The organism is Enterovirga rhinocerotis (assembly GCF_004363955.1).
GTDB classification, from domain to species: Bacteria; Pseudomonadota; Alphaproteobacteria; order Rhizobiales; family Beijerinckiaceae; genus Enterovirga; species Enterovirga rhinocerotis.
In genome coordinates this window covers 16,058-28,084 of sequence record NZ_SNZR01000017.1, presented here as the reverse complement: position 1 = coordinate 28,084, position 12,027 = coordinate 16,058, and the positions used below count along the sequence as shown (strand labels likewise).

At 66.3% G+C, this 12,027-nt stretch carries 10 protein-coding genes; 6 read left to right on the top strand and 4 right to left on the bottom strand.

Annotated features, from left to right (window positions below; translation table 11 throughout):
• The first annotated feature begins 109 nt into the window (after window positions 1-109).
• Window positions 110-787: a Crp/Fnr family transcriptional regulator gene (locus EV668_RS22125; RefSeq protein WP_425359651.1), complete on the top strand. Its 678-nt coding sequence runs from the start codon at window positions 110-112 to the stop codon at window positions 785-787.
• A gap of 55 nt (window positions 788-842) precedes the next feature.
• On the opposite strand, the gene EV668_RS22120 is transcribed toward EV668_RS22125, so the two are convergent.
• The gene (locus EV668_RS22120) at window positions 843-1,898 is read right to left on the bottom strand and encodes an NAD(P)-dependent alcohol dehydrogenase (protein ID WP_133774279.1); all 1,056 of its coding nucleotides are present in this window, start codon (window positions 1,896-1,898) and stop codon (window positions 843-845) included.
• Between the two features lie 447 nt (window positions 1,899-2,345).
• On the opposite strand from EV668_RS22120, the gene EV668_RS22115 reads away from it, so the two are divergent.
• From EV668_RS22115 to EV668_RS22100, 4 genes are all read left to right on the top strand, one after another.
• Entirely contained in the window at window positions 2,346-2,756 is a 411-nt protein-coding gene (locus tag EV668_RS22115) for an NUDIX hydrolase (protein WP_208111607.1), read from the top strand.
• Between the two features lie 157 nt (window positions 2,757-2,913).
• A complete protein-coding gene (gene adh, locus EV668_RS22110; RefSeq protein WP_133774277.1) occupies window positions 2,914-4,434 on the top strand; it encodes an aldehyde dehydrogenase in 1,521 nt (506 codons plus the stop codon).
• A gap of 50 nt (window positions 4,435-4,484) precedes the next feature.
• The gene (locus tag EV668_RS22105; protein ID WP_133774275.1) at window positions 4,485-4,865 is read left to right on the top strand and encodes a DUF779 domain-containing protein; all 381 of its coding nucleotides are present in this window, start codon (window positions 4,485-4,487) and stop codon (window positions 4,863-4,865) included.
• A 34-nt stretch (window positions 4,866-4,899) separates the two neighbouring features.
• A complete protein-coding gene (locus tag EV668_RS22100) occupies window positions 4,900-5,880 on the top strand; it encodes an aldo/keto reductase (RefSeq protein ID WP_133774273.1) in 981 nt (326 codons plus the stop codon).
• A 176-nt stretch (window positions 5,881-6,056) separates the two neighbouring features.
• Here EV668_RS22100 and EV668_RS22095 read toward each other — a convergent pair whose 3' ends face one another.
• The 3 genes from EV668_RS22095 to EV668_RS22085 form a co-directional block, all read right to left on the bottom strand.
• Window positions 6,057-6,377 (bottom strand): hypothetical protein, encoded by a 321-nt coding sequence (locus EV668_RS22095; RefSeq protein WP_133774271.1) that lies wholly within the window; start codon window positions 6,375-6,377, stop codon window positions 6,057-6,059.
• A gap of 93 nt (window positions 6,378-6,470) precedes the next feature.
• Window positions 6,471-6,914, bottom strand: a complete 444-nt coding sequence (locus tag EV668_RS22090) for a YidH family protein (protein ID WP_166652592.1) — start codon at window positions 6,912-6,914, stop codon at window positions 6,471-6,473.
• A 184-nt stretch (window positions 6,915-7,098) separates the two neighbouring features.
• Window positions 7,099-9,432 (bottom strand): arylsulfatase, encoded by a 2,334-nt coding sequence (locus tag EV668_RS22085; protein ID WP_133774269.1) that lies wholly within the window; start codon window positions 9,430-9,432, stop codon window positions 7,099-7,101.
• Between the two features lie 561 nt (window positions 9,433-9,993).
• Here EV668_RS22085 and EV668_RS22080 point away from each other — a divergent pair.
• Window positions 9,994-11,019 (top strand): helix-turn-helix transcriptional regulator, encoded by a 1,026-nt coding sequence (locus tag EV668_RS22080; RefSeq protein WP_133774267.1) that lies wholly within the window; start codon window positions 9,994-9,996, stop codon window positions 11,017-11,019.
• Window positions 11,020-12,027 lie beyond the last annotated feature (1,008 nt).

Sequence of the window (12,027 nt, the reverse complement as noted above, 5' to 3'; positions counted from 1 at the left end):
CGTTTCCCGAACGACGGCGCCCTTGCGCATTGCCTGTCGAGCAGATTAGCGCTTCGCTCGGCGCGTTTTGTCCGTTTCGGAACACAATGGGGGCGATATGGGCTTGACGATGAACCGCGCCGAGGCAGACGCGATGCTGCGATCGACCGGCTGGCTGGCGCTCGTGCCGCCCACCTTCGCCGACGAGGTGCTGCGCCGCTCCATCCTGGCGAGTTTCGGACCGAACGAGGCGATGTTCCGTTTCGGCGATCCTCCCGGCGGCATCTACGGGCTCGTCTCCGGAGCTTTGACCGTCAATTCCGCGCCTCCCGATGCCGTCCCGCAGCTGATCCATCTTGGCCTTCAGGGCGCCTGGACCGGCGAGGGGAGCTTCATGACGGGGCAGCCGCGACGCGGCGAACTCAGGGCCCTTTCACCCGTCCAGATGATGCATTTGCCGCTGGCGGAGATGGAGCGGCTGGCGGGGAATGATGTGCGCGCCGCCAAGGCCTTCGGAACGATCACCGTGCTGGGTGTGGACGTCCTTATCCGCGTCATCCACGATCTGCAGAAGCGCGATGCCGACAAGCGCATCGCCGCCGTGGTGCATCGTCTCGCTGGCGTCCCCACCCAGGCCATTCCGCTCTCGCAGACCGAGCTGGGAATCATGGCGAACGCGTCCCGCAAGCAGGTGAATGCGGCGCTGCAGCGCTTTGCCGCCTCCGGCTGGCTGGCCAAGGGGACAGGCTATCGCGCCGTCTCCGTCATCGATCCGCGGGCTCTGCGCGCCTTTTCCGAGGAAGAGTGACGTTCGGGGAGGAGGCCGGCAGGAGCCTTTCGGCCCCCGCCCTCGCCAAGCCGGATCAGGTCGGCCGCTGCAGCGTCGCCATGTCGATGACGAAGCGGTACTTCACGTCGCTCTTCGCCATACGCTGATAGGCCGCCTCGATCTCGTCCATGCGGATCATCTCGATATCCGCCGTGATCCCGTGGGCGCCGCAGAAATCGAGCATTTCCTGCGTCTCGGCGATGCCGCCGATGATCGAGCCGGCGAAGTTCCGGCGCCGCAAGAGGAGGCTGAAGACGTTGAGCGCGAGCGGCTTCTCGGGCGCGCCGACCTGCACCAGCGTGGCGTCCCGGCGCAGCAGTCCCAGATACACGTTGATGTCGTGCTCGGCCGCGATCGTGTCGAGGATGAAGTCGAAGCTCTCGGCATGCTTCGCGACGGCCTCAGGGTTGCGCATCACCAGGATCTCGTCGGCGCCGAGACGGCGGGCATCGGCCTCCTTGCTGGCCGACGTGGTCAGCACGACGACCCGCGCGCCCATCGCGTGGGCAAGCTTGACGCCCATATGGCCGAGGCCGCCGAGCCCGGCGATGCCGACCTTCTGGCCCGGCCCGACCTTCCAGTGCCGGAGCGGCGAATAGGTGGTGATCCCGGCGCACAGAAGCGGCGCCGCGGCCGCGAGGTCGAGATTGTCCGGGATGCGCAGCACGAAGTGCCGGTCGACCACGACGTGGCTCGAATAGCCGCCGAAGGTGTGACCCGCCCCCGCCTTGTCCGGGCTGTTGTAGGTGAGGGTGAAGCCCGGCACGCAATATTGCTCGAGGCCCTCGCGGCAGCTGTCGCATTCGCGGCAGGAATCGACCATGCAGCCGACGCCCGCGAGGTCGCCCGCCTTGAAGGTCGTCACGGCGGACCCGACCCGGGTCACCCGCCCGACGATCTCGTGGCCGGGCACGCAGGGATAGAGCGTGTTCTGCCATTCGTTGCGGACCTGGTGCAGGTCGGAGTGGCAGACGCCGCAGAACAGGATCTCGATCTCGACGTCGTTCGGACCGGGATCCCGGCGCTCGAAGGTGAAAGGGGCGAGCCGAGCCTCGGCATCCGTGGCGGCGTAACCAATGCACTGGAACATCGGACCCTCATCGCTCGATCTGGCTGTGGCCGGCCGCAGGCGGTCCCATGCCGGCGCGAGCTTGGATGGGAGCCGCTGCCGGCGCGAGCTTGACGGGCGACGCGCGGCGTCGGTTGTATTGGGCGCACTATAGCGGCTCAACCCGAGTTCGGGAACGTCCATGAGTTTTCGTGCGTGTGCGCACCTGTCGGTGGCGAGACTGGTCCGGACCGCTTTTGCGACGGTGTCGGCCTTCCCGGCGACAGGATCGTCGGAGGTCCGGGCGGAGGCGGTCAGAACCGACGGCGCCGGCCCCCTGGTCGCGCCGACCGGGATGGCCGGTGCCTCCCTCTCGGACCTGCCGCAGGGAAGCGTCGCCGCAGCCATGTTCAGGACCTTCCCCGAACGCGCGGGATCACCGGTTGCCGTTCAGGGTGCGGCGCGGTGACGGGGACCGAACGGAGACCTGTGGTCCGGATCGCCGCCGCCCTGATCACGAACCCCGAGCGCCGGATGCTCCTGGTGCGGAAGCGCGGCACGGAAGCCTTCATGCAACCCGGTGGCAAGATCGAACCGGGCGAATCGGCCGGCGAGGCGCTCTCGCGGGAATTGTTCGAGGAGCTCCTGATCGATGTCGAAGCCGAGGGGCACATCTATCTCGGGCGGCATCGGGCGGTCGCAGCCAACGAACCGGGCCACGATGTCGAGGCCGAGCTCTTCGCGGTCGGCGTCTCGGGTCCGATCCGCACCGCCGCCGAGATCGACGGCGCCGTCTGGGTCGATCCGGCCGAGGCGGCCGGTCTCCCGCTGGCTCCGCTGACGCGGGACCGTGTGCTCCCGATCGCGCGGCGGCTCGGTTTCACCGGCTGCCGACCCTGATCCCGAGCGTGCGATCCGGCAGGTCGGGGCAGCCTTCTCCCGCCGCTTTCATTCCGATGGACGATGTATCTCCTGAGATATAACGTCCGTCGAAGGCGCGGAGTCGAACGACGGGCGGGCAGCGATGCATCGCCGACCGTGCCGGGAGGAGACCGCGATGTATCAGCAGGCCATCGAGAAAATCTCTGCCAACGTCCTGATCCGCAAGCGCTACGACAACTTCATCGGCGGTCAGTGGGTCGCACCCGCCGACGGGCGCTACTTCGACAATCCCTCGCCGATCACCGGACAGACCCTGTGCGAGGTGCCGCGGTCCTCGGCCAAGGACATCGAACTGGCGCTCGACGCGGCCCACAAGGCCAAGGACGCCTGGGGCAGGACATCCGTTCAGGAGCGCTCGCGGATCCTGGCCAGGATCGCCGACAAGCTCGAGGCGAACCTCGATCTCCTCGCCCTCGTCGAGACGCTCGACAACGGCAAAGCCATCCGCGAGACGACGCATGCCGACATGCCGCTGGTCGTCGACCACTGGCGCTACTTCTCGGGCGTCGTGCGGGCGCAGGAGGGCGGCATCTCCGAGATCGACGCCGACACGGTCGCCTATCACTACCACGAGCCGCTCGGCGTCGTCGGGCAGATCATCCCCTGGAACTTCCCGATCCTGATGGCGACGTGGAAGCTCGCGCCTGCCCTCGCGGCCGGCAATTGCGTGGTGCTGAAGCCGGCCGAGCAGACCCCGCTCGGCATCCTCGTGGTGATGGAACTGATCGCCGATATCCTGCCGGCCGGCGTCATCAACGTGGTCAACGGCTTCGGCGTCGAGGCGGGCAAGCCGCTCGCCCAGAACAAGCGGATCGCCAAGATCGCCTTCACGGGCGAGACGACGACCGGTCGCCTGATCATGCAATACGCCTCCGAGAACATCATCCCGGTGACGCTGGAGCTCGGCGGCAAGTCGCCCAACATCTTCTTCGCCGACGTCGCCGAGGCCGACGACGAGTTCTTCGACAAGGCGCTGGAAGGCTTCGCGATGTTTGCGCTCAACCAGGGCGAGGTCTGCACCTGTCCGAGCCGGGCCCTCGTGCACGAATCCATCTACGACCGCTTCATGGAGCGGGCCGTCGCCCGCACGAAGAAAATCAAGCAGGGCCATCCGCTCGATCCTTCGACGATGATCGGTGCGCAGGCCTCGAACGACCAGCTCGAGAAGATCCTGTCCTATCTCGACATCGGCAGGCAGGAGGGCGCGGAGGTGCTGACGGGCGGCAAGCGGGCGATCCTCGAGGGCGAACTCAAGGACGGCTACTACGTCGAGCCGACCATCTTCGCCGGTCACAACCGGATGCGCGTCTTCCAGGAGGAGATCTTCGGACCGGTCGTCTCGGTTGCGACGTTCAAGGACGACGAGGATGCGCTCCGGATCGCCAACGAGACCCTCTACGGGCTCGGCGCCGGAATCTGGACGCGCAACGGCAACCGCGCCTATCGCTTCGGCCGGGCCATCCAGGCCGGGCGAGTCTGGACCAACTGCTACCACGCCTATCCGGCCCACGCGGCCTTCGGCGGCTACAAGCAATCCGGCATCGGGCGCGAGACGCACAAGATGATGCTCGACCACTACCAGCAGACCAAGAACGTCCTGGTCAGCTATTCGACCAAGGCCCTCGGGTTCTTTTGATAGTGCCGGAGGGGCGCCGCGGCGCCCCTCCGCGCAACGGAGAAGGGGTCATGGTGAGACGGGTCGAGATCACGCCAGAGGCCGAGCGGGTCGTCGAGACGCTGCGCGCGCAGCACGGCCCGCTGATGTTCCACCAGTCCGGCGGCTGCTGCGACGGCTCCGCGCCGATGTGCTACCCGCGAGGCGAATTCCGCGTCGGCGAGCGCGACATCCTCCTCGGCGAGGTGGCCGGCTCGCCCTTCTATATCGGCGCGGCCCAGTTCGAATACTGGTCCCATACGCAACTGATCATCGACGTCGTGCCGGGGCGCGGCTCCGGTTTCTCCCTCGAGGCGCCGGATGGCGTGAGGTTCCTGACGCGCAGCCGCGTCTTCACAGACGACGAAGTCGCGGGGCTCGCCCCCCTTCCCACGCCGGAAGCCACCCTCTGACGGTCGGCCTCCGCAAGAGCATCCTGGAGCTTGCATGGACTATGTGAATTTCGGCCGGACCGGGATGAAGGTTTCGCGCCTCTGCCTCGGCTGCATGACCTACGGCATCGCCGACCGCGGCAAGCATTCCTGGACGATGGACGAGGAGGCGAGCCGCCCGCTCATCCGCCAGGCGCTCGAACTCGGCATCAACTTCCTCGACACGGCCAACACCTATTCGGACGGCACGTCCGAGGAGATCGTCGGCCGCGCCATCCGGGACTTCGCGCGGCGCGAGGACATCGTGCTGGCGACCAAGGTCTTCAACCGGATGCGGCCCGGCCCGAACGGGATGGGTCTGTCGCGCAAGGCGATCATGCACGAGCTCGATGCCAGCCTGAGGCGGCTCGGGACCGATTATGTCGACCTGTACCAGATCCACCGGTTCGACACCCGCACGCCCATCGAGGAGACGCTGGAGGCGCTGCACGACGTCGTGAAGGCGGGCAAGGTCCGCTATATCGGCGCGTCCTCGATGCCGGCCTGGCGCTTCACGAAGGCCGTCTACCTGTCGCGAAAGAACGGATGGACGTCGTTCGTCAGCATGCAGAACCACGTCAACCTCCTCTACCGCGAAGAGGAGCGCGAGATGCTGCCCTTCTGCGCGGAGGAGGGCCTCGCGGTGATCCCCTGGAGCCCGCTCGCGCGCGGCCGGCTTTCGCGCGCCTGGAACGATGAGACCGAGCGCCAGCGGACGGACGATGTGGGTCATCGGCTCTACGACGCCACGGCCGAGGCCGACCGCAAGGTGGTCGACGCAGTCGGTTCGATCGCGGCTGCCCGGGGCGTCTCGCGCGCCCAGGTGGCGCTGGCCTGGGTGGCCCAGAAATCGGTGGTCACGGCTCCCATCGTCGGAGCCTCGAAACCCGCGCATCTGACAGATGCCGTCGCCGCCCTCGGCCTCGGCCTGACCCAGGACGAGATCGCGGCACTCGAGGCACCGTATGTCCCGCATGCCGTGGCAGGTTTCGCCTAAGCCGGGGCGGAGGTCGGCTTAGCTCCCGCAAGGCAGGCAGGCCCTGATCGGGGGCACTTCGCAATCAGCGCAGTGCCCCTTTTTCGATGAGGCTCCGGCAGGCCGCGTCGTGTCGGAGGCTGATGGCCAGCCAGCGCTCCGGAATCGCACGCGCCGCCTCACGTCGAGGCGCTCGTCTAGAACCGATAGGTGGTTGCCAGGATAGGGCCGTGCATCGTCGTGTCGTAGAGGAAATTGCCCTTCCGATAGTCGACATGCAGCGCGCGGTAGCCGGCCCGGACGACCCAGTTTTCGTTGACGTCGTAATTGACGCTGCCGAAGCCCTGCCAGGTCAGGCGCGAGCCGGCGTCGAAGCCGCCGATGTCGCCGATGAGCGTCACGCTCCACGGACCGCCGAGAGCCCGGTCCATGAGATCCGGTCGCCTCACCTCGGCGGTGATGCCGGGGGCCCCGGCCGCACCGCGGTCAGCCTCGCGCCGCGCGCTGCGGCGCGGCATCCACCAGCCTTCTGCGGGACGCTCGACACCGCGCCCGGGCGCAAGAGGTCTGGCTTCCGCCGCTCTGTCGAGTGCCTGCCATGTCGTTGACGCTCAGAAGGAACGGGTCAGGACGGAGGCGAAGGCGAAGATGCCGATCAGGATCAGCGCAAGGGAGATCGCATAGAGCGGCGTCTGGATGGAGTGGTCGTCGATGCCGCCGAGGGAACCCAGTTGTCCGCTTCGGAGGTATGCGAGGACGCGGTGATACTGCCAGACGGCGATCACCAGCGACATGATCCCCGCTGCGATCAAAGCCAGACCGAGGTAGCGCGGGGCCTGCGGCCTCGCCGCCTCCCGAACGCCCTCCATCGCACCGAGCCGGTCGAAGAACTGCACGATCGTGAAGCCGAACCCGATCAGGGATACAGCCGTCCTCACCCAGGACATCAGCGTGCGCTCGACGCTGAAGCGCGTCCGCAACCACGAGAAATGACTATCCGCCGACATGCGGACGGAGAAGCGATCACCGTGGGACCGAGCCGTTTCGTCGCTCATGACGCATTTCCTGCATTTGCGCGCCATCGATCCGATCGATGGAGGCGCCCTGGCGCCTGCGCTCTAGACAACCGAGCCGACCCGCAGGCTGTCCTCGAACCGTGCGCGTGCCCGAGGGCGGGTGGACGCTCTTGCCAAGGTGGTCGGCGGGATCGTGTCCCGCCGACCGAGAGCCGGTGCTGTCTCAATCGACGGCGAGGAACGCCGCCGCCAGCTTCTCCAGATCGAGGTACTGCGCCTTCTCGGTGGTGACGGCCACGGCCTGGATCGTCCCCCCGGTGAAGGCTCCGGGCGTCTTGTACTGCCCGCTCACCGCATCCCCGCTGTCGCGGCCCACGCAGAGGCCGTCGCCCGAGAGGGTGAACTTGCCGAGCTGGGTGCGCATCGGTCCCTGCGCCTCCACGTTCTCGTTGACATAGAGGGTCGTCTGGCCGACGGCCTCGCCGAGTTCTCCGGATTTCTCACGAATGAACTCCATGCCGAGCGTGTATTTTCCCGGCTTGAGTTCGGTCGTCGAGACGAACGTCTGCTCCGGCTTGATGCCGAGGAAATTGTAGACGTACCAGAGCTTGCGGTCCTTGATGAAGAGCGCATGACCGCCGAAGCGCGAGCCATGGGCGAAGATCACGCCCGCGCAGTCCGGGTCGGTGATCTCGACATTCGCGAGGATCTTGTAGGATCGGCCGCGGCAATTGACGGCCACGCCCTCCGGCACGGGTGCCGTTCCGGGGTAATAGACGTAGCGCTCGCGCGCCTCCTCCTCGGCCGGTCGCGGCGTGTTGAGGATCTCGCCGCAGGTCCGGTCGTCGAGCGGCAGGACCATGTTGGCGTCGGCTTCCTCGAACCAGGCCTTCTTGAGCGCCTCGAGCCGCTCGGGATGCTGATCGGCAAGGTTCGTCGACTCGGAGCGGTCTGCGTCGACGTGATACAGCTCCCAGGCGTCCTTTTCGTAGTGACCGGTATTCTGGAAGGGCGAGTGCAGGGCCGCGGCCTTCCAGCCGTCCTCCCAGATGCCGCGGGTGCCGATCATCGCATAGTACTGACGCTTCTTCTCCGTCTTGCCGTCGGGAGACGCGTCGAAGGTGTAGCGCATCGAGACGCCCGAGAGCGGATACTGCTCGACGCCCCGATAGACCTTCGGCATCTCGAGGCCGCAGACTTCGAGGATGGTCGGCACGATGTCCACGGAATGGTGGTACTGGTGCCGGACCTCTCCCCGCGCCTTGATGCCCTTCGGCCACGAGACGACGAGCGGCGCGCATGTGCCGCCGGCGAATTGCGCGTAGCGCTTGAACATCTGGAACGGCGTCGAGAAGGCGACCGCCCAGCCCGTGGGATAATGCCCGTAGGTGTCGAGCCCGCCGAGCTTGTCGAGCATGCTCATGTTCTCGGCGAGATCGTCCGGATAGTTGTTGAAGAACTTGTTCTCGTTGACCGATCCGTTCGGCGTTCCCTCGCCCGAGGCGCCGTTATCGGCACAATAGAAGACGAGAGTGTTGTCGAGCTGCCCGGTTTCCTCGAGATAATCGAGGAGCCGTCCGATCTGCACGTCCGTGTATTCGGAGAAGGCCGCGTAGACTTCGGCCATGCGCGCGAACAGCTGCTTCTCATCGGCGCTGAGCGTATCCCAGGGACGAACGGCGTCCGCGGGATTGGCCACGTCCTCGGGCATGGGGTTGATCGGCGTAAGCTTCGTGTCGGCCGGCAGCAGCTTCTTCTCGACCATCCGCGCGAGAACCCACTCGCGATAGCTTTCGTAGCCGGAATCGAACTTGCCGCGGTACTTGTCGATGTATTCCTGCGGAGCATGGTGCGGCGCGTGGTTGGCGCCAGGGCAAAGCCACATGAACCACGGCTTGGACGGATTGCTCGCCTTCTGGTCCTTGACCATGCCGATGGCCTTGTCGGCGAGATCCTTCGACAGGTGGTAGCCGTCCTCTGGGCCGTATTCCTGGTCGACGAAGCGATTGTCCTCGACGAGATCGGGATACCATTGATTGGTCTCGCCCCCGAGGAAGCCGTAATATCGGTCGAAGCCCTTGGCGAGCGGCCATTCCTTCCGGCTTCCGCCGGGCGCCACGTCCTGCTCCGGCACATTGTGGTTCTTGCCGAGCCAGAAGGTGCTGTAGCCGTTGTCCTGCAGAACCTGCCCGATGGTCGCGCATTGCTCAGGAATGCGGCCGCTTCCCCCCGGGAAGCCGACGGACGCCTCGGTGATCGCCGAGCAGCCGTTGAGATGGTGGTTGCGGCCGGTGAGAAACGTGGAGCGGGTCGGCGAGCAGAGCGCCGTCGTGTGCCACTGCGAATACATGAGGCCGCGATCGGCAAGCCTCTGCAGCGTCGGCATCTCGACCGCGCCGCCGAATGGCGACCACGTCGCGAGGCCGGTATCATCGTAGAGGATGACGAGGACGTTCGGCGCATCCTTCGGCGCCCGGGCCGGGATGAAAGGCTCCCAATCAGGCGTGGACTCGCGGATGTCGAGCTTGATCACGCCTTTGAACGGCTTCTGCGTCATTGCTTCACTCCTCTTTGGACGTAAGTGAGGACAGCCCACGCGGGACGTCTCGGGTGAAAGCGATGGTCGTCGCCCGGGTGGCGCCGGGACGTCGGGCCTCGAGCCTTCCGGAACGGACGGCGCCCCGGCGCGCGGCGGCTGAAGGACCGGCCTCCGTCGCGTCGACGCCGGCCTGAACCATATCGATGCGCATCGGCGGCCCCGGGATGCGACGGCCGGCCGGCCGGACCCGAGACGCGGGCGGCAAACAGCTCGCCCAAGCGTCCGCGGCATCCGGTATCGTCGATGTCTCAACCATGACCTGATCGACCCGATCGGCACGGGCAGCGCGGCATCCGAGAATGCCTCGCTGGACAGTCGCCTCGCGCTCCTGAGGCCCAGTCTAGGCATCGGCGAGGCGGCCCATTAGTACAGTTTGTGCCAAATCGATGGGCCGCGGAGGGCCGCGAGCGGGATCGGACCGCGCCGTACGGGCGGCCGGATCCGACGACGGCGGCTTCGGGCTTGTCCGGCTTTGGTGACGCGCGAGCAGACCTGTTTGAGCATGCCGGAGGGGACGCTATGCGAGACCGGGGCATCGAGATCGGCGAGGGCTCGGCGGACGGCCCGCCGCGCGCGGAGGTGCTGAAGCGTTCGGTCAACGTGGTCAGCACCGCGAACCTCCGGGAGGCGACGCTCGGGGCGGATATCGAGATGACGCAGCTGCGATCGGGGGAGCAGCACGGGCGGCTGGCCCACGTCGCGATCGACCAGGTTGCTCTCAGTCTTTGCAGGTTCGGGATCGAGGTCCGTGCGCGGGGCGTGCTCGACGTGGAGCGGGCCGTCCTTGGGGTCGTCCTGTCCTCCTCGCGAGAGGCACTCTTCTGGGGCGAGGCGGCCCAACCGGGCGACGTTGTGACGTTTCCTCCCGGCATCGAGGCGGACGCCGTCTACAAGAGCGCATTGTCCTATGCCGCGATATCGGTCGATCCGCAGGAGGTCGTGCCGCTCTTCGCCCATGACGGCGCTCTGGGCGATCCCGACACCTGGCTGAGCGCCAGGGTGAGGCACACGGAACCCTTGCTCGGTGTCGAATTGCGGCGGCGCCTGATCGGATTGAGCGTGAGCCTGCGACGGTATGGCGACACGGCATCGGCGCAGTCGATCGATTTCGCCCGCCGGTCCATCATCGAGGCGTTCGGAGCGGCCGTTGCGAGCGGCGCCTCCGGCGAACGCTCGCCGGCCCAGCGCTCGGCGGCCCGCATCGTGCGCGACGTCGAGGAATACGTCGATGCGGCGGCAGACCGTCCGGTCCATCTGTCGGAGATCTGCACGGCGCTGCAGATATCGAGGCGCAGCCTGCACCGCGCATTCGCCAACACGCTGGGACTCGGTCCCGTCGCCTACCTGAGGAGGCGGCGGCTATCGCTCATCGAGGCCATCCTTCGCCGGAGCGATGCCCGGTCGGTCAAGATCGCCCAGCTCGCCTTCGAGTACGGGTTCCCCGAGCCGAGCCGCTTCACGTCCTACTATCGCGCGCTCTTCGGCGTGACGCCGTCGCACACCCGGCGACGCCGCTTTGAACCGACAGGATTTGGCACAAACTGACATACCGTCCCCGCGAGGGATGCGCGATCCCGCGGCTCGAACGTGTCGGGACTGACGAATGGCGGTTCGTCGAGGACAGCCCCGCTCGAACGCTCTCCTATCGCGAAGGAGACGGCGGGCATTCGCATGACGTACAAGGTCGTCGGCAATGCCGTTCCGCCGCCGCTCTTCAAGGCGGTCGCCGACGCCATGCCCGCGATTTGGTACCTGAGGCGGGACACGTCGCAGGGGTCGGCTCGGATCGCTCTCCGGCCCTCGCGGGGACCGATTGGAACGCGGTTGAGGTTGCCGCGCTGGTCGCCGACGTCTTCGCCATGTTCGCCGACGAGATCGCGGGGCGGCCGTATAAAGGCCGAACGCAACCGCGGCCTGCAGGCGCTCACGGACCGCTCCAAGGGCTCCATTGAGTTCAAGCACCAGGAACGTCAGCGCGGTCCTTGCCGAGCTCGGGATGCCATGGCTGCGGGCGTGGTCGCCCAGACGAGGGGTCGCCCGCTCGGTCTCCTCCGCCTACCTGATCAATTCGCCTCGTGCGCAGCGGCATGCGCGAGAACGCAATGAAAGATCCTTCCGGATTGCCGGACATTTTCGGGCTATTTGATAAATCAAATAGCCCGATGTGAGTGATAGTATCCATTTTCTTGCAATATTAGAAAGGACATTTCTTCTCGGACTTGCTAGTATGAAGTTGCGTACAGACAAAGTACTCGGACTGTTCGAAAAGATGTCGAGAACTAATAATCTCAACAGTCCTTCTATATCGGCCTCCGGATCGACGTCGAGGCGATGGCTGCGCTGCTTTTTTCTGGCGTGGCGGTCAAGCGCGACAGTGCTCTGCATGAGGAGCTAGGGCGCAATCCTGACCGACAAGTTCGGAAACAGACCCGTGACGCTGGCCTCTCCGTTTGCCCTCGAAGGCGAACATCGTCGAACCGGAGATCAACTGGTGTGCGATTTTCTGAACCTCGATCGCAAGCGCGTTCTGATCTCCGGCTGCACGAAGCGGCG

Excerpts from the sequence above, each read along its gene's own strand:
- EV668_RS22120 (WP_133774279.1), bottom strand. The coding sequence starts at position 1,898 with ATGTTCCAGTGCATTGGTTACGCCGCCACGGATGCCGAGGCTCGGCTC.
- EV668_RS22125 (WP_425359651.1), top strand. The coding sequence starts at position 110 with ATGAACCGCGCCGAGGCAGACGCGATGCTGCGATCGACCGGCTGGCTG.
- EV668_RS22105 (WP_133774275.1), top strand. The coding sequence starts at position 4,485 with ATGGTGAGACGGGTCGAGATCACGCCAGAGGCCGAGCGGGTCGTCGAG.
- EV668_RS22090 (WP_166652592.1), bottom strand. The coding sequence starts at position 6,914 with ATGAGCGACGAAACGGCTCGGTCCCACGGTGATCGCTTCTCCGTCCGC.
- adh (WP_133774277.1), top strand. The coding sequence starts at position 2,914 with ATGTATCAGCAGGCCATCGAGAAAATCTCTGCCAACGTCCTGATCCGC.
- EV668_RS22095 (WP_133774271.1), bottom strand. The coding sequence starts at position 6,377 with ATGCCGCGCCGCAGCGCGCGGCGCGAGGCTGACCGCGGTGCGGCCGGG.
- EV668_RS22085 (WP_133774269.1), bottom strand. The coding sequence starts at position 9,432 with ATGACGCAGAAGCCGTTCAAAGGCGTGATCAAGCTCGACATCCGCGAG.
- EV668_RS22080 (WP_133774267.1), top strand. The coding sequence starts at position 9,994 with ATGCGAGACCGGGGCATCGAGATCGGCGAGGGCTCGGCGGACGGCCCG.
- EV668_RS22100 (WP_133774273.1), top strand. The coding sequence starts at position 4,900 with ATGGACTATGTGAATTTCGGCCGGACCGGGATGAAGGTTTCGCGCCTC.